Annotated in this window: 16 protein-coding genes; 5 read left to right on the top strand and 11 right to left on the bottom strand. The window is 67.2% G+C overall.

The genetic code is table 11. From position 1 onward, the window contains the following. Positions 1–66: 66 nt before the first annotated feature. Together DID99_RS31175 and DID99_RS31170 are read right to left on the bottom strand one after the other, a co-directional pair. Positions 67–1659, bottom strand: coding sequence for an ABC-F family ATPase (locus DID99_RS31175; RefSeq protein WP_044848912.1), 1593 nt, complete (start codon positions 1657–1659; stop codon positions 67–69). A gap of 133 nt (positions 1660–1792) precedes the next feature. Then, the gene (locus DID99_RS31170) at positions 1793–4099 is read right to left on the bottom strand and encodes an AsmA family protein (protein WP_124668238.1); all 2307 of its coding nucleotides are present in this window, start codon (positions 4097–4099) and stop codon (positions 1793–1795) included. A 152-nt stretch (positions 4100–4251) separates the two neighbouring features. On the opposite strand from DID99_RS31170, the gene DID99_RS31165 reads away from it, so the two are divergent. Continuing rightward, the gene (locus DID99_RS31165; RefSeq protein WP_124485418.1) at positions 4252–4956 is read left to right on the top strand and encodes an ATP-binding cassette domain-containing protein; all 705 of its coding nucleotides are present in this window, start codon (positions 4252–4254) and stop codon (positions 4954–4956) included. Further along, positions 4953–5756: an ABC transporter permease gene (locus DID99_RS31160; protein WP_124485417.1), complete on the top strand. Its 804-nt coding sequence runs from the start codon at positions 4953–4955 to the stop codon at positions 5754–5756. Before DID99_RS31165 ends, DID99_RS31160 begins: the two co-directional genes overlap by 4 nt. 42 nt (positions 5757–5798) lie before the next feature. On the opposite strand, the gene DID99_RS31155 is transcribed toward DID99_RS31160, so the two are convergent. From DID99_RS31155 to DID99_RS31145, 3 genes are all read right to left on the bottom strand, one after another. After that, entirely contained in the window at positions 5799–6272 is a 474-nt protein-coding gene (locus DID99_RS31155; RefSeq protein ID WP_124668237.1) for a PliI family lysozyme inhibitor of I-type lysozyme, read from the bottom strand. Between the two features lie 252 nt (positions 6273–6524). Beyond that, complete coding sequence (locus tag DID99_RS31150; RefSeq protein ID WP_124485415.1) at positions 6525–7076, bottom strand: DUF6013 family protein; 552 nt, start codon at positions 7074–7076, stop codon at positions 6525–6527. 261 nt (positions 7077–7337) lie between these two features. Further along, on the bottom strand, positions 7338–8354 hold the full coding sequence (locus DID99_RS31145) for a zinc-binding alcohol dehydrogenase family protein (RefSeq protein ID WP_124668236.1): 1017 nt from the start codon (positions 8352–8354) through the stop codon (positions 7338–7340). A 123-nt stretch (positions 8355–8477) separates the two neighbouring features. On the opposite strand from DID99_RS31145, the gene DID99_RS31140 reads away from it, so the two are divergent. Both DID99_RS31140 and serB read left to right on the top strand, forming a co-directional pair. Then, a complete protein-coding gene (locus tag DID99_RS31140) occupies positions 8478–9425 on the top strand; it encodes a LysR family transcriptional regulator (protein ID WP_124668235.1) in 948 nt (315 codons plus the stop codon). 215 nt (positions 9426–9640) lie between these two features. Continuing rightward, the gene (gene serB / locus DID99_RS31135) at positions 9641–10486 is read left to right on the top strand and encodes a phosphoserine phosphatase SerB (RefSeq protein WP_124668234.1); all 846 of its coding nucleotides are present in this window, start codon (positions 9641–9643) and stop codon (positions 10484–10486) included. Positions 10487–10574: 88 nt separating this feature from the next. Here the strand turns inward: serB and DID99_RS31130 are convergent, their stop codons facing one another. The 4 genes from DID99_RS31130 to rimO all read right to left on the bottom strand — a co-directional run bounded on the left by DID99_RS31130 (position 10575) and on the right by rimO (position 14910). After that, positions 10575–11756, bottom strand: coding sequence for a cystathionine beta-lyase (locus DID99_RS31130; RefSeq protein WP_124668233.1), 1182 nt, complete (start codon positions 11754–11756; stop codon positions 10575–10577). A gap of 113 nt (positions 11757–11869) precedes the next feature. Then, positions 11870–12412 (bottom strand): hypothetical protein, encoded by a 543-nt coding sequence (locus DID99_RS31125; RefSeq protein ID WP_124570547.1) that lies wholly within the window; start codon positions 12410–12412, stop codon positions 11870–11872. A 206-nt stretch (positions 12413–12618) separates the two neighbouring features. Beyond that, positions 12619–13545, bottom strand: coding sequence for a sugar kinase (locus tag DID99_RS31120; RefSeq protein ID WP_124570548.1), 927 nt, complete (start codon positions 13543–13545; stop codon positions 12619–12621). Between the two features lie 3 nt (positions 13546–13548). Next, the gene (rimO, locus tag DID99_RS31115; RefSeq protein ID WP_044848901.1) at positions 13549–14910 is read right to left on the bottom strand and encodes a 30S ribosomal protein S12 methylthiotransferase RimO; all 1362 of its coding nucleotides are present in this window, start codon (positions 14908–14910) and stop codon (positions 13549–13551) included. Positions 14911–15186: 276 nt separating this feature from the next. On the opposite strand from rimO, the gene DID99_RS31110 reads away from it, so the two are divergent. After that, positions 15187–15441, top strand: a complete 255-nt coding sequence (locus tag DID99_RS31110; protein ID WP_124485713.1) for a hypothetical protein — start codon at positions 15187–15189, stop codon at positions 15439–15441. 348 nt (positions 15442–15789) lie between these two features. Here DID99_RS31110 and phaR read toward each other — a convergent pair whose 3' ends face one another. Further along, a complete protein-coding gene (gene phaR, locus DID99_RS31105; protein ID WP_006478701.1) occupies positions 15790–16356 on the bottom strand; it encodes a polyhydroxyalkanoate synthesis repressor PhaR in 567 nt (188 codons plus the stop codon). Between the two features lie 119 nt (positions 16357–16475). Then, a complete protein-coding gene (locus DID99_RS31100; protein WP_059537451.1) occupies positions 16476–17216 on the bottom strand; it encodes a 3-ketoacyl-ACP reductase in 741 nt (246 codons plus the stop codon). Positions 17217–17419: the final 203 nt, after the last annotated feature.

Raw genomic sequence — 17419 nt, 5'->3', positions numbered from 1 at the left:
AAAACCCGCCAGGCTTGCACCTGGCGGGCTTCCGGTACATCAGGTCGGGCATGGCCGCCCGGGCAATTACTCCTGCCCCTGACTCGTCAGGAACTCCTCGTAATTCCCGCCGAAGTCGAACAGCGTGCCGTCCGTGCGCACTTCGATGATCCGGTTCGCCAGCCCGCTCACGAATTCGCGGTCGTGCGACACGAAGATCAGCGTGCCTTCGAACTGCTCGAGCGCGATCTGCAGCGACTCGATCGACTCCATGTCCATGTGGTTGGTCGGCTCGTCCATCAGCAGCACGTTGTGGCGGCCGAGCATCAGCTTGCCCCAGATCATGCGGCCCTTCTCGCCGCCCGACAGCACCTTCACCGACTTCTTGATGTCGTCCGACGAGAACAGCAGGCGGCCCAGCGTGCCGCGCACCATCGTTTCGTCGTCGCCGTCCTTGCGGTACTGGTCGATCCAGTCCATCAGCGTGATGTCGTTCGGGAACTCCTCGTACGTATCCTGCGGCATGTAGCCGACGTTCGCGTTCTCCGACCACTTCACCGTGCCGTGATCGAGCTGCAGCGCGCCGAGCAGCGAACGCAGCAGCGTCGTCTTGCCCGCGCCGTTCTCGCCGATGATCGCGATGCGCTCGCCCGGCTGCACCGACAGGTTGAAGTTCTGGAAGATCGTGCGCTCGTACTTCTTCGTGATGTCTTCGGCGACCACCGCGACGTTGTGCAGCTTCTTCTCGAACTCGAAGCGGATGAACGGGTTCTGACGCGACGACGGCTTGAATTCCTCGATCTTGATCTTGTCGATCTGCTTCGCGCGGCTCGTTGCCTGGCGGGCCTTCGACTTGTTCGCCGAGAAGCGGCGCACGAAGTCCTGCAGCTCGGCCACGCGTTCCTTCGCGCGCGCGTTCGCCGCGGCCTGGCGCTCGCGCGCCTGTGCCGATGCGAGCATGTAGTCGTCGTAGTTGCCCGGCCAGACCTTCAGCGTGCCGTAGTCCATGTCGGCCATGTGCGTGCACACCGAGTTCAGGAAGTGACGATCGTGCGAGATGATGATCATCGTCGAGTTGTACTCGTTGAGCGTGTGCTCGAGCCAACGGATCGAGTTGATGTCCAGGTTGTTGGTCGGTTCGTCGAGCAGCAGCACGTCCGGCTTCGAGAACAGCGCCTGCGCGAGCAGCACGCGCAGCTTCCAGCCCGGCGCGACGTCGGCCATCGTGCCGTTGTGGAACTTCTCCTCGATGCCGATGCCGAGCAGCAGCGCGCCCGCGCGCGCCTCGGCGTCGTAGCCGCCGTATTCGGCGAACTTGCCTTCGAGCTCGGCCGCGTGCATGTAGTCGTCGTCGGTGGCTTCCGGGTTCGCGTAGATCGCGTCGCGCTCGGTCATCGCGGCCCACATTTCGGTGTGGCCCATCATCACGACGTCGAGCACGCGCACGTCTTCATACGCGAACTGGTCCTGGCGCAGCTTGCCCAGGCGCACGTTCGGCTCCAGCGCGACGTTGCCGGCGCTCGGCTCGAGGTCGCCGCCCAGGATCTTCATGAAGGTCGACTTGCCGCAGCCGTTCGCGCCGATCAGACCATAGCGGTTGCCCTCGCCGAATTTGACCGAGATATTCTCGAACAAGGGCTTCGGCCCGAATTGCATCGTGATGTTGGCAGTAGAAAGCACGGCAGGTCCCGTAAGAGAGAAATCGACGGAAAACCGTGTATTTTAGCAGGTGTCGGAGAAACTGCCGACCACACTGTTCCGGCCCCGCCAGCCGGGCCGCCGCGCGCGGCGCCGGCGCCCCCCGTCGGGGCCCCTACTTGCCTTCCTTCGCCGCGCGCTTCTGCGCCGCCTTCTCCTTCATTTGCCCGAACAGCTCCGCGCACGGCACGTCGCGGTTGTTGCTCGGCGCGATCAGCGGAACCAGCGCCGCGAACGGGTTGATCAGGCCGAGCCCGACCATCGCGCCGGCGCGCAGCGCGAGCGCGCCCGCGTCGACGCCGACCTTCGGGTTCTTGAACGTGCCCTTCGCATACAGCGGCGAGCGCAGCGAGAAGACCCGGAAACCCTTCGTGTGCGGGTGGATCTTGAGGTCGATCGATTCGTCGCGCAGGTTGACCGGGCCGTCGACGTTGATCAGCGCATCGTCCGTGTCGAGCGCGAACACCTTGGGGTCGAGCATCCCGTCGGTCGCGACGAAGTCGATCGCCGCGCAGTTGATATTCACGTCGCGAGTGCCGAACAGCTTCTCGTAGACGACGTTCGCGACGTTCAGCCCCGCCGCCTCCATCAGCAGCAGGCTGATGCGGCCATCCGTGATGAGCGCCTTCACTTCGCCGGTCGAGGTACCCGCGAGCGCGGCCGGCGAGTTGCCGGTCGCCGACAGCGACGCGTCGCCGTTGATCTCGCCGAGCGCAGTCTGCATCACCTTCTGCGTCGGGAACAGCTGCTTGAGCCTCAGGTGACGCGCGGACAGCGTGAAGCGGCCCTTGAGCGGCGTGCGGCTGCCGTCCAGATGCGCGGTGGTCGCGAGCGTGCCGCCCGCGACGCCGAACTTCAGCGGCTCGAGCGTCAGCACGCCGTCCTGCAGCAGAACGTGCGTGTACAGGTCGGTAATCGGCAGCTGCGGGCTCTTGATCAGCTTGCGGCCGGTGAACTTCACGTCCGCGTCGATCGCGCTCCAGCGCTCGGTGCGGAACCTCGAAACCGGCAGCACGCGGTCCGGCGGCTGGCGCGTCGTGTCGCCGCGCTTGGCCTTGCTCGCGGCCGTGTCGGCGCCGATCACCGGCGCGAGGTCGGAGAACTGCAGCAGTTTCGACTCGAGCTCGCCCGACAGCTTCGGCCGCGGCTCGCGCTGCGCCCAGGTGAGCGTGCCGCGCAGATCGCTGCCGCCCACGCGGCCGTTGAAGTCCTCGTAGCGGAACGTGCTGGCGTTCTGCTTGATGTTGCCGATCAGCCGCCCTTCGGTCGCATACGGCGGCGTGTCGGGCAGCGTGATGCCGGTAATCTGGTAGAGGTGCGACATCGACGTGCCCTGCAGCCATAACCGCAGGTCGAGCGCCGCGAGATGCATCGGGTCGGTCAGCGTACCGACGATCGCGAGCCGCGTGTCGCCGGCCTTCACGTCGGCCTGCAGCGGGAACGGCTGCGTCGACTTCTCGATCGCCAGCACGCCGCCCACCTTGCCGGTGCCGCTGATCGGCACGTTCTTGTAGCGGCCGTCGACCTTGAGCCCGAACGCATAGGTCGGGCCGGACGGCTTCGCGGGCGCGGCGGCCGCCGACGCACCGGATGCACCTGACGCACCGCTCGCGCCGGGTGCCGGCGCGGCCGTCGATGCAGAGGAAACCGAAGTAGCCGGAGCGGCGCCGGACACTCCCGACGCCGCAACGGCAGACGCCCCGCTCGCCGCCTGCGGCGCCGACGCACCCGATGCGGCTTCCGCATTCGCCTTCGCGCTCAATTGCGCGGCGCCGTGCTTGCCGACGCGCTGGGCCGATGCCGCACGCGACCTCTGTTCCTGTTCCTTCAGCACGTCGCCGAGCGGAATCGGCTGGCCGAGCGTATCGATCGCGACCGTGAGATCGGCCTTCGTGATCGCATCGCGATACGTGACGATGCCCTTCGCGAACCCGAAGCTGTCGAGCCGCACCTTCCACGGCGACGGTTGCGCGGATTGCTTGAACTGGAAGGTCCACGTATTGCGGCCGTCGGCGAGCCGCTCGAGGTCGACCGCGGGATTGACGACATCGATCGACGGAATGACGATTTCGTGCGCGAGGAGCGGCAGGATGGCGAGATCGAAATGCGCGGCGTCGACCGTGGCGAACCTGGGCCCCTTCGCCCAGTCCGGATTGCCGATCTCGAGTTGCGTGGCCGAGAAGCTCGGCCAGGGAACCCATGCGCGCCAGCCGGTCTCGCCGTCCGGGCGACGCCAGCCGACCTTGAGATCGCCGTTGATCGCAAACGAACGGCCAAGCGCGGTACTCACATGTTCGTTGACCCACGGTTTCGCGCGGTTCCAGTCGAACGTGACGATAAAAATGCCGGCGGCCGCGATGATCAGTGCGACGATGCAGACGATCCATGCAGCCGATTTGCCGATGGCTCGGGCTAGCGTCATGGCGATTCCGTTGTTGTTATGCAGAGTGTGCACGCCATGTCGGGCCACGTGCGTGAATGAACGAAGCACGACACTGGCGGCTTTTCAATCTGTATTATGACGCACGCTCCGACGACGCCTCGGCGCCATTAACGCTTTTTTTCATTTTCGACATGACAGCCCCGACCGGTCTCATCGATGCGCAGCACATCACGCGCCGCGACGCCAGCAGCGGCAAGACTTTGCTGGCGCCGACCGACTTCAGCCTCGCCGCGGGATCGCGAATTGCTATCACCGGACCATCGGGTTCCGGCAAGAGCGTGCTGCTGCGCGCGCTCGCGCTGCTCGATCCGCTCGACGGCGGTCAGATCCTGTGGCGCGGCAAGCGGATCAGGCGCAATGCGATTCCGCGCTACCGGCGCAGCGTCGCCTACGTGCGCCAGCGACCCGCGCAGATGGACGGCACCGTCGAGGCGCAATTGCGCTATCCGTACTCGCTCGCGATCTATCGCGACGCGACGTTCGACCGTGCGCGCGCCGAAGCGCTCGCGGCCCGCGCCGGTCGCGGCGCCGATTTTCTCGACAAGCGCGCGAGCGAACTGTCGGGCGGCGAAGCGCAGATCGCCGCGCTGCTGCGCGTGCTGCAACTCGACCCCGACGTGCTGCTGCTCGACGAGCCGACGTCCGCGCTCGACCCCGACTCCACGCGCGCGATCGAAGCGCTCGTCGGCGCCTGGTTCGACGCGGCCCCCGATGCGCGCGCCTGCATGTGGATCTCGCACGATCCGGCGCAGGCCGCACGGATCGGCACGACGCGGCTCGTGATGCAGGCCGGCGTGCTGCACGCCGCCGCGAGCACGACGGAGGCGGCACGATGAGCCCGGCACTGCAGGATCTGAGTCTCGTCGACGTCGGCATCGCCGCCGCGCTCGTCGCGGTCAACGGCGCGATCTCCGCGGCGCTGTCGCTCGGCCTCGGGCGCAAGCTCGCGCTCGCCGCCGTGCGCACCGTCGTGCAGCTGCTCGCGATCGGCTACGTGCTCGGCTGGGTGTTCGGCCATCCGCACTGGACCGTCGTGCTGCCGCTGACCGCGTTGATGACGCTGATCGCGGGCTTTGCGGGCGCCGGCCGCGGCAAGCGCACGTATCGCGGACAGCGCGTCGACAGCATCGCGTCCATCTGGTTCAGCAGCTGGTTCGTCGCGGCGATCGGGCTGTTCGTCGTGATCCGCATTCATCCGTGGTACACGCCGCAATATGCGATCCCGATCCTCGGGATGATCCTCGGCAATACGCTCACGGGCGTGTCGCTCGGCGTCGAACGGATGATGGAGGAACTGACGGCACGGCGCGACCGCGTCGAGACCGCGCTCGCGCTCGGCGCGACGCGCTGGGAAGCCGCGCAGGACGCCGCGCGCCAGGCCGTGCGTGCGGGCATGCTGCCGACGCTCAACCAGATGGCCGTCGTCGGTGTCGTGAGCCTGCCGGGGATGATGACCGGCCAGGTGCTGGCCGGCCAGTCGCCGCTGCAGGCCGTGCGCTACCAGATCGTGATCATGTTCCTGATCGCCGCGGCGTCCGCGCTCGGCACGGTCGGCGCGGTGCTGATGACGTATCGCCGGCTGTTCTCCGCCGATCACCGCTTTCTCGCATCGCGGCTCGAGGAACGCGCGCATTGACGCGCGGCGCCGCGACCCGCGCGGCATTGGCGCGGCGTGCGGTCAGCGGGCGCTGCGGCGTTTGCCGAGGGCCTGGCGCAACGCGGCCTTGACGTCGGCGTCGGGCGCCAGCCCGTCGACCGACGCGACGAGCCGCACCGCGCGTGGTGTCGTCACATAGGCCTGCGCGCCGACATAACCGCCGCTGCCGGCCGAGCGCGTCGTGACGACGAGCGCCTGCGGCGCACGCGCACCGAGGTCGGCCGTGAAGGCGTCGGCGACGGTGCCGTCACGCGCATGCAGCACACCGGTTACGTAGTCGTCCGTATCGAAGCCGGGCGCGGCATGCGCGGTCGAATACACGCGCACCGCATAGCTGCCGGTCGAACACGGCTCGAGTGCGCCGCTCGACACGACGGCGACCTGCCGTCGCGACGGCAGGTCGACTTTCTTCGCGAAGCTGCAATCGTCGGCCGCCTGCGCATGGGTGGCGACGAACGCAGCGGCCGACAGCAGCGCGCGCATGCAATGTTTCATCGGGATGTCGTACGGGGAAGAGGGAGAAGCCCGGGAGGATAGCGCGACATCCGCATCACGTCACGCGCGCCGGGGGGCGAATGGCCGCGCTGTCGGTGCGCACCGGACGTGACGCACATCAAACCTCAAACAACGGAAATACGCGAAGCCGCGCGCCACGAAACCGTCACGCGCGGCACTGCCCGGATCACCGGATACGCATCGCGGTTGGTTGCGCACGCACCGGACGTCTTGCCGGCCCGCGCGCACCGCTCAGCGCTTGATCGACACCGTCACTTTCGTGCCGTCGCTCATCGAGACGGACTTCGAGCCGCCATTGGTCGAAATCGACACCCACTTGACCTGGCTCACCGACACGACATCCGGGCACTGCAGCGACTTGCCGCCCGCGCTCACGTTGCGCGTGCCTTTCGGCGCGGCCGCCTGGAAGCTCATCTGCACGTTCGCGATCCCCTTCGCGTCGACCGACGGCGCGAGCCGCACCTGGGTCTGGCGCACCATCGCGCCATTCGCGTCGCGCGGCAGGTTGTCGGCGTTCGGGCAACCGTCCGGCATCGCGACCGCGCCGCCCGGCGGCACCGACTTCCAGTTGAAGTCGTCCGTTTCGCCCGAGCGGATCTTGCGGGTCTCCTGCGTATTGCCGAAGGTCTTCGAATCGACCTTGACGGTGTATTCGAGCTGCCCTGTCCCGCCGCCCTTCAGGCTGCCCTTGACCGGCGGCGCCGCGAATACGCTCGCGCTGACGCACGCCGCCGCGAACACGGCAGACCACGATGCGGCGACTGACAAGCTGCGTTGGCTCATGCTGACCTCCTTGTAATGCGGCGGCACGCGCGTGCCGCGCGGTTTTCGATGCATGATGCGTTGCCAGTCTACCGCCAAGCGGCATGCAATGCGCCGCAAACGCATCGGGTGTTACCCCGCTTGCGTTCGCGACGCCGCATCCCGTACGCGCGACGCCGGCGCTCGGGAACACGCCGGGCAGACCCAGGTTTTCCGCCCCGAAGGAAGTCCCCTTGGGGGATGCCCATCGGCGCCTGGCGCGAAGCGACGGGTCTGCGGCACTCAGAAGCCGCTCAGCACCAGCTTGCCGATCGCGCGCCCGGCTTCGAGCAGCTGATGCGCGCGCCGCACGTTGGCGGCGTTGATCGTGCCGAGCTGTTCGCCGAGCGTCGTGCGCAGCGTGCCGCCGTCGACGAGCCGCGCCACCTCGCTCAGGATCTTGTGCTGCTCGATCATGTCCGGCGTCTCGAACATCGCACGCGTGAACATGAATTCCCAGTGAAACGCGGCGCTCTTCGCCTTCAGTTGCTCGACCGGAATCGGCTTCTCGTTCTCGACGATCGTGCAAATGCCGCCCTGCGGGCGGATTACTTCCGCCGCGGCAGGGAAATGACGGTCCGTGTCGTTGAAGATCAGCACGTAGTCGACGCTCGGGTGGCCGATTTCACGCAGTTGCGCGGGCAGGTCGCCGAAATGATCGACCACGTCGTCCGCGCCGAGCGAGCGCACCCATTCGGCCGACGCCGGCCGCGACGCGGTCGCGATCACGCGCAGCCCTGCGAGCGTCTTCGCGAGCTGGATCGCGATCGAACCCACCCCGCCCGCGCCGCCGATGATCAGCACCGACTTGCCCGCGTCGGCGCCCTGCGGCGACACGCGCAGCCGGTCGAACAGCGCCTCCCAGGCGGTCAGCGCGGTGAGCGGCAATGCGGCCGATGCCGCGAAATCGAGCGAGCGCGGCTTGAGCGCGGCGATCCGCTCGTCGACCGCGTGGAATTCGCCGTTCGCGCCGGGCCGCGTGATGCTGCCCGCGTAGAACACCTCGTCGCCCGGCCGGAACAGCGTGACCTCGGCACCGACCGCGACGACCGTGCCGGCCGCATCCCAGCCGAGCACGCGCGGCGTCTCCTCGACCTGCGGTTTCGGCGCGCGCACCTTGGTGTCGACCGGGTTCACGGAGATCGCCTCGACCTTCACGAGCAGGTCGCGCGGGCCCGGCACCGGTTGCGGCAGTTCCACGTCGACGAGCGCCTGCGGGTCGTCGATCGGCAGGTAACGGGTCAGTCCAACGGCTTTCATCACGAAACTCCTTCAGGGAAATCGGGAGGGCCGCGGCGCAGCCCCATGCATGCCATCGTAGGCGCCCCGATCCTTCGAGAAAACCGCTATATTTCCTGAAACATTTTCAGGAATTTCAGAATAATGACGTCCAATCCGATTGCAGCCCCCGACAAGCCGCTCGACCTGCTCGACGTCGGCCTGTTCGTGCGCGCCGCGCTGCTCGCGAACGTGAGCGCGGCCGGGCGCGAGTTCGGCGTATCGGCCGCGGTCGCGAGCGCGCGCATCGCGCAGCTGGAGCGCCAGCTCGGCGCGCGGTTGCTGCATCGCACCACGCGCCGCATCAGCCTAACGCAGGACGGCGAAGTCTTCATGGCCCGCGCCGAGGCGCTGCTGTCGGCCGCCGATGCCGCGCGCGCCTCGGTCGGCCACGGCCGCAGCGAGCCGTACGGGCGGCTGAAAGTGTCGATGTCGTCGTCGTTCGGCCGCCAGCACGTCGCGCCCGTGATTCCCGCGTTCCTGCGCCGCTACCCGTCCGTGTCGCTCGACTTGCGGCTGTCCGACGAGATCGTCGACCTCGTCGACGACGGCTACGACGTCGCGATCCGCCTCGGCGCGCTGAAGGATTCGACGCTGGTCGCGCGCAGGCTCGCCACGAACCGGCGCGTGCTGTGCTGCTCGCCCGCGTATCTCGCCGAACACGGCACGCCGCGCCATCCGGCCGACCTCGCGCAGCACGAATGCGTGATCCTCGGCGACCAGCGCGACTGGTCGTTCGTCACGCCGCAAGGCCCGCTCACCGTGCGGGTCGGCGGCCGGCTCGTCGCGAGCAACGGCGAGGCGATCCGCGAAGCGCTCGTCGACGGCTTCGGCATCGCAATCAAGTCGACCTGGGACGTCGGCCCGCTGCTCGCGAGCGGCGCGCTCGTCACCGTGCTCGACGACTACCCGTTCGCGAACGACGTCGCGATCTGGGCCGTCTATCCGAGCCGCGCACACGTGCCGCTGAAGACGCTCGCGTTCATCGCGTTCCTGGCCGAACACTTCGGCGATCCGCCTTACTGGGATCGCGACCGGCAATCGCACGAATAGCCCGAATAGCCCGCACCGTCCGCCGAATCGCCGTGCGTGCGGCACCCGGCACGGCGCCCGCGCCGGTTCCCGGCGGCGATCCGGTCGCGATCGGATACCAACCGGCTACAATGGCGCGTTCGCGACGCAACGGCCCAACGCCGAACGGGGCCCGCGCTCGCAGGCGGCCGCATGCCGGCCGCGCACGCGTTTCATTCGCTTCCAAACATTCCGTCATGACCCACAACCTCGTCATCCAGAGTCTCGCGCCGTTGTCGGACGCGCATCACAAACCGCTGCTCGCGCTGTCGCGCGGCACCCGCATCGTGCAGACCGACGATCACGCGCTGCGCGTCGAAAACGCCAACCCCGCGCAGCGTCTCGACATCGACGCGTACTGCGGCACGCATGCGCTCGACTTCGGCTTCGTCGAAGCCGGCCGCACGCTCGGCGAGTTCGGGCTCGTCGTGATGGACATGGACTCGACGCTGATCACGATCGAATGCATCGACGAGATCGCCGATTTCTGCGGGCTGAAGACGCAGGTCGCCGAGATCACCGAGGCGGCGATGCGCGGCGAGATCCGCGATTTCAACGAAAGCCTCACGCGCCGCGTCGCGCTGCTCGCGGGGCTCGACGCGCAGGCGCTCGAGCGCGTGTACGAGGAACGGCTGCAGCTGTCGCCCGGCGCGGAGACGATGCTCGCCGGCGTGAAGGCCGCGGGCCTGAAGACGCTGCTCGTGTCGGGCGGCTTCACGTTCTTCACCGAGCGCCTGAAGGCGCGCCTCGGCATCGACTTCGCGCACGCGAACACGCTCGAGATCGTCGACGGCAAGCTGACCGGCAAGGTGCTCGGCGAGATCGTCAACGCCGACGTCAAGGCGCGCCTGCTGCGCGACACCTGCGCATCGCTCGGCATCGAGCCGAGCCGTGCGATCGCGATGGGCGACGGCTCGAACGACCTGAAGATGATGGCCGAAGCCGGGCTGTCGGTCGCGTTCCACGCGAAGCCCGTCGTGCGCGATGCCGCCACCGTCGCATTCGACCACGTCGGCCTCGACGGGCTGCTGCGGCTGTTCTGATTTCCGATCCGCGCAAGCCGCCCATGAAAAACGCCCGCGCGATGTTGCATCGCGCGGGCGTTTTGCTGTTCCGCTCGGGGTCCGGTGCTCAGCCGAGCGTGGACTGCATCGCGCGCTCGATATCCGCGCGCAGGTCGGCTTCGTCTTCGAGACCGACGTAGAAGCGTACCAGCGTGCCGCGATGCGGCCAGTCCGGGCGCATCGACGCCACGTCGTAAGGCATCGCGAGGCTGCACGCGCCGCCCCAGCTCCAGCCGATCGAGAACAGCTCGAGCGCCTCGACGAAACGATCGATCTTCTCGGCACTGTAGCGCTCGTCGAACACCACCGAGAACAGCCCGCCCGCGCCGGTGAAGTCGCGCATGAACGATGCGTGCCCCGGACAGTCCGGCAGTTGCGGATGCAGCACGGCCGCGATCTCCGGGCGCGCCTTCAGCCACTGCGCGAGCGCGAGCGCGCTCTTGCTGTGCGCATCGAAGCGCACCTGCATGCTCGGGAGGCTGCGCAGCACGAGCGAGCAGTCGTCGACCGACACGCCGATCCCGCAGCGCATCCGGGCGAGCTTCAGTTGCGCCTGCAGCGCCGCGCTCGCGGTGATCGTCGCGCCCATCAGCACGTCGCTGCCGCCCGATTGATACTTGGTCAGCGCCTGCACCGAGATGTCGACGCCATGCTCGAACGGCTTGAACGCGAGCCCGGCCGAATACGTGTTGTCGATCGCGGTGACGATGCCGCGCGCCTGCGCGACCGCCGTGATCGCACGCACGTCGGGCACTTCCATCGTCACCGAGCCCGGCGCCTCGATCCAGATCAGCCGCGTGTTCGGCTGGATCAGGTCGGCGATGCCGGCGCCGACGAGCGGATCGTAGAAGCGCGCGGTGATGCCGAAATCCTTCGCGAGCCAGTTGCCGAGATCGGCGTTCGGCCCGTAGACGTTGTGCGGGATCAACACGTCGTCGCCCGCCTTCACGATCCCGAAATAGACGTTCATGATCGCCGCGAGACCCGACGGCTGCAGCAGCGCATGCGAGCCGCCTTCGATCTCGGCGAGCCGCTGCGCGAGCGCGAGCGACGTCGGGGTCGCATGCAGCCCGTAGCGCCACTGGTTGTCGTCGTGCCAGACCAGCGCGCGCATCGTCGCGAGATCGGGGAACACGACCGTCGATGCACGCTCGACCGGCGGCACGAACGAACGGAAGCCATCCGGGATGTTGTCGTCGGGTTGAACGATGCGGGTCTGGAGTGCGCGCTTCGGAGTGGATGCAGTCATGGCAGGAGGCCCGGAGAAAGGCCGTTCGGTTGCGGAATAGGTCGCTAGGTTAGCCAAAATCGGCGCGGTTGGCCCGGTACAATGCGCGCCGCATGCGCCGAGCCAGCGCGCGCTCAGTCGTCGGCGCGCAGATTGACAACGTTGCCGACCGTCTCGATTTCCTGCACGCGGCCGTCGCGTACCTGCAGCGCCGCGCGCTTGCCCGGCGCCAGGCGCAGCACGACGGGTTGCGGATCCGATTCGTCCGAGTTCATCCGGTCGGCCTTCAGCTCGCCCGTCGCGTCGAAGCGACCAATCCACACGCCCGTGATGTTCGTGCCGTCGTTCGATTCCTCGATCTCGAGCGTGTCGCCGTCGCGATCGCCGGCGAGCAGCACCACCTCGCCCGTGTCCGTGAACTGGTATTCGCCGTGCACGCCCGCCTCGTCCGTCTTCGGGCCGAGATGCACGACGATCGGCCGATCGCCGAGCGTGCCTTCGTAGCGCGGCAGGCGGGCGAATTCCGGATTCGGCCGCAGCGGCCGGGCGGGCGCCACTTCATCCTGCTGCGCGCCCGGCGCGGCAGCCTGTGCCGCGACCACGCCCGGCATCGCGAGGCCCGCCGCCAGCGCGCCGGCAATCACCAGCGCCCGTTGCCATTGCGAATATCGACCCACCTTGTGTTGCTCCTTGCTTCAGATTCGCTCGAAAATCGCGGCGACATGCTGCGCGTCGCCGCTGCACATCGATCGCCACGCGCACATGGCGACCGCCGATGCGCAGGCGCCGAGCGCGGTACGCACACCGCTCGCCAGCCGTTCACGTCGCCCGTCATCCGGGCGTTCGAGTGAACACGTCGCGTAGCCGGCGTGCGAGAGCCGCGTCAGCCCTGCATCAGGCGTTCCACCGCGTCGCGGCGCGGAATCGGTGCGACCGCACCGTAGCCGGTCGTCGACAGTGCCGCCGCCGCGTTCGCATAACGCGCAGCCGCGAACGGATCGTCGCCTGCGACGATCCGCGCAACGAACGCACCGCCGAAGCAGTCGCCCGCGCCCGTCGCGTCGACGGCCTCGACCGCGAAGCCCGGCACCACGCGCCGTTCGTTCGGCGTCGCGACATACGCGCCTTCCTTGCCGAGTTTCAGCGCGACGACCCGCGGCCCGTGCTCGAGCATCGCATCGACGATCGCGTCGCGATCGTTCGCACCGGTGAGCGCCGTGACGTCGTCCCAGCTCGGCAGGCAGATGTCCGTCTGGCGCAGCGCTTCGCGCATCACCGCGCGGGCGCGCGGCAGCGGCCACAGCTTCAGGCGCAGGTTCGTGTCGAAGCTGACCTGCGCGCCGTTGCTGCGCGCGTGGTCGATCGCCGCGAACGCGGCGTCGCACGCGGCCGTGCCGATCGCGAGGCTGATGCCGGACAGGTGCACGGCCCGCGCCGCGGCCAGCGCATCGAGCGGCAGATCGGTCACTGCGTAGCGGCTCGCCGCGGAACCCGCGCGCAGATAGTCGAACTGGTGGCCGTCAGCGCCGTGCGTGACGAAATACACGCCGGTCGGCGCCGTGCGGTCGATCCGCACGTACGTCGTATCGACGTGCTCCGCCGCCCACATCTCGGTCAGCAGGCGGCCGAACGGATCGTCGCCGATCGCCGACACGAAGCCCGTCGACGCGCCCTGGCGCGCCGCGGCGATGCAGAAGTTCGACGTGTCGCCGCCGAAGCCTTGCAGGAACTCCGGCCGACCCGGCTGCGACTGGTTGAATTCGATCATCGCCTCGCCGAGCGCGAGGATCTGCGGCAGTGCGGCGGTCATCGCTTAAACCTCGCCCCACAGGTCGTGGCCGTCCGCGCCCGTGATCTTCACCGACACGAAATCGCCGACCTTGTAGCGCTTCGACGCCTTGGTCGCCGGCTCGACGTAGACGACGCCGTCGATCTCCGGCGCATCCGCCGCCGTGCGGCCGATGCCGCCTTCCTCGCCGACTTCGTCGATCAGCACCTTGAGGGTCTTGCCGACCTTGCGCTGGATGCGCCGCGCCGACACTTCCTCGGCCACTTCCATGAAGCGCGCGCGGCGTTCTTCGCGCACCTCGTCCGGCAGCGCGCCGTCGAGTTCGTTCGCGGTCGCGCCTTCGACCGGCGAATACGCAAAGCAGCCGACGCGATCGAGCTCCGCCTCGCGGATGAAGTCGAGCAGCGTTTCGAACTGTTCTTCCGTCTCGCCGGGGAAGCCGGCGATGAACGTGCTGCGGATCGTCAGGTCCGGGCAGATCTCGCGCCACTTCTGCACGCGCTCGAGCACCTTCTCGGCGTTCGCCGGGCGCTTCATGCGCTTCAGCACGTCCGGATGCGCGTGCTGGAACGGCACGTCGAGATACGGCAGCACGTGGCCCTTGAACGGGCCTTCGGCCATCAGCGGAATGACTTCGTCGACGCTCGGATACGGGTACACGTAGTGCAGGCGCACCCATGCGCCGTACTGCGCGGCGAGTTCGCCGAGCGCGGCGACCAGGTCGGTCATGCGCGTCTTGATCGGCTTGCCGTTCCAGAAGCCGGTGCGGTACTTCACGTCGACGCCGTATGCGCTCGTGTCCTGCGAGATCACGAGCAGTTCCTTCACGCCGGACTTGAAGAGGTTCTCGGCTTCGAGCATCACTTCGGCGACCGGGCGCGACACGAGGTCGCCGCGCATCGACGGGATGATGCAGAACGTGCAACGGTGGTTGCAGCCTTCGGAAATCTTCAGGTATGCGTAGTGACGCGGCGTGAGCTTGATGCCGGCCGCCGGCACCAGGTCGGTGAACGGGTCGTGCGGCTTCGGCAGGTGCGAATGCACGGCCTGCATCACTTCGCCCACCGCGTGCGGGCCGGTGACGGCGAGCACCTTCGGGTGGACTTCCTCGATCAGGTTCGAGCCGCTCGCGCTCGACTTCGCGCCGAGGCAGCCGGTGACGATCACCTTGCCGTTCTCGGTCAGCGCTTCGCCGATCGCGTCGAGGCTTTCCTGCACGGCTTCGTCGATGAAGCCGCAGGTGTTGACGACGACGAGGTCGGCGCCGTCGTAGGTGCCGGAGATTTCATAACCTTCGGCACGCAGCTGCGTGATGATTTGTTCGGAGTCGACGAGGGCTTTCGGGCACCCGAGCGATACGAAGCCTACTTTGGGGGACTGGGACATCTGGAATGTGGGGGCGTGGCGGCAAAAGCGTGAGTTTACAGCTATTTATGGGTCAGCGAGGCAAAACCGGCGGACGGAGTGCCGTGGATGGCACCCCAATATGCGGCGCGCGCGGGCGCATCGAGCCGCCACGGACGATTGATCCAACCCTTTCATGCCTCCGGTGATGATCCAACGGCCCCGATCATCCCCGCGCCACCGCCCAGTAATCGCCCCAGCGCCGCCCCGCCGCTATGCGAAAATCGCGGCATCCACTTCCTACCCAACGGGGTTCGCATGACCACCCACATCACGATCGAATTCACCGAGCACGCCGCCGAAACCATCGGCGAGCAGACCAGCACCAGCTTTTCCTATGACCAGGGCGCCCACGTACCGCAGCCTGGCGACTTCGTCGAGCTCGAGAATTCGCCGCAGACGTTTCTCGTGATCGGCCGCGTGTTTTCGCTGAAGGCCAACTACTGTGCGGTGAAGCTCGTACTCGATCTGCCTCCGGCCGACGATCATCAGGACTTCGATCCGGCGCTTTGAGCGATACGGGCGAACTGCTCCCGCTTCGCAGCAAGGTGCCGTTGCACGGACCCGACGCAACGGCACCGGCCCTGACCGGCACGAACGCGCGCCGACAGGCGCAACACCAGCCGCGCTTGTCTTGAGTATCTGGAATTCGATCGACCGGAAGACGGTCATGCCCGCCCCGCGCAGGGGCACAGGCATCTGGTGCCGACGATCAGGAACGACCGACGGCGACATCAAGCGGCGGCGGGCCGCCAACCACCGTCGCGCCCGAGCACACGATCAGTTTGATTTCACCGCCACACGTCGCGGCGCCGACCGTCCGGCGGCGCATGCCGCCGCGGCCAGCCTGCCGCGACCTCGTTACTTCTTCTCCGGCTCCGGCGTGCCCGGTTGCTTGAACGGGAACGTGCTGAACATCGACTTCGCCTGATTCTGCATCTGCTCCTGCATCTGCACGAACATGTTCTTCGACTGCTCGATGTAGCTCGTCATCATCCCTTGCATCATCGGCGCCTGCATGTTCATGAACTGCGACCAGACTTCCGGATTCATCGCGTTGCCTTCGTACAGGTTCTTCGATTGATCCGCGAGCTTGTTCTGGATGTCGATGAACGCCTGGATGTTCTTTTCCAGGTACGTGCCCATCATGCCCTGCATCGCATGACCGTAGAAACGGATGATCTGCGACAACATCGACGACGAGAACATCGGCACGCCGCCGCTCTCTTCCTCGAGGATGATCTGCAGCAGGATGCTGCGCGTCAGGTCTTCGTTCGATTTCGCGTCGACGACCTTGAAGTCCTCCTGTTCCAGCACGAGTTGCTTGACGTCGGTCAGCGTGATGTACGTGCTCGTCTCGGTATCGTAGAGCCGGCGGTTCGGGTACTTCTTGATGAGCCGCTCGGCCGTTTTCTTTGTAGTAGTCATGTAACGCCTTTGGGTGCAGCGTAGCGCAAGTGACAAATCCCCGCCTCCCGGATCCGGGAGGCGGGGGCCTTCGGAAACGCCAGGCTGCACGGCCGGTCCGGCCTGCGCAGCCCGGACGTTCAGCCCATGTGCAGGCCGCCGTTCAGCGAGAAGTCGGCGCCGGTCGCGAAGCCGGAATCGTTCGATGCGAGCCACGCGACGATCGAGCCGATTTCCTCCGGCGCACCGAGACGCCGCACCGGAATCGTCGCGACGATCTTCTCGAGCACGTCCGGACGGATCGCCTTCACCATGTCGGTGCCGATGTAGCCGGGCGACACGGTGTTGACCGTCACGCCCTTCGTCGCGACTTCCTGCGCGAGCGACATCGTGAAACCGTGGATGCCGGCCTTCGCGGTCGAGTAGTTCGTCTGGCCGAATTGCCCCTTCTGGCCGTTCACCGACGAGATGTTGATGATCCGGCCCCAGCCGCGCTCGACCATCCCGTCGATCACCTGCTTCGTCACGTTGAACAGGCTCGTCAGGTTGGTGTCGATCACGGCCGTCCAGTCTTCATGCGTCATCTTGCGGAACACGACGTCGCGCGTGATGCCCGCGTTGTTGACCAGCACGTCGATCTCGCCGACTTCAGCCTTGACCTTGTCGAACGCTGCCTTGGTCGAGTCCCAGTCGCCGACGTTGCCTTCCGACGCGATGAAATCGTAGCCGAGCGCCTTCTGGTCCTCGAGCCACTTCACCCGACGCGGCGAGTTCGGGCCGCAACCCGCGACCACCTTGAAGCCGTCTTTCGACAGACGCTGGCAGATGCTGGTGCCGATGCCGCCCATCCCGCCCGTTACGTACGCAATTCGCTGAGACATAAATCTCACTCCATTTTTTGGTTTCGAGAGCCGCCGGAGGCCCCTCTGACTTCACGTGGCACCGGCCGAAGCCGCAATCGGCCGGCGCCCGGATTGGTTTGGCAGTGACGGACGACCGGTTACGGACGCTCGACCGCGAGCGCGACGCCCATCCCGCCGCCGATGCACAGCGACGCCAGCCCGCGCTTCGCATCGCGCTTGGC

This window comes from Burkholderia sp. Bp8986 (assembly GCF_003854225.1).
Lineage (GTDB): Bacteria > Pseudomonadota > Gammaproteobacteria > Burkholderiales > Burkholderiaceae > Burkholderia.
The sequence above is the reverse complement of the archived record's forward strand: the minus strand, read 5'-3'. Positions and strand labels throughout refer to the sequence as shown.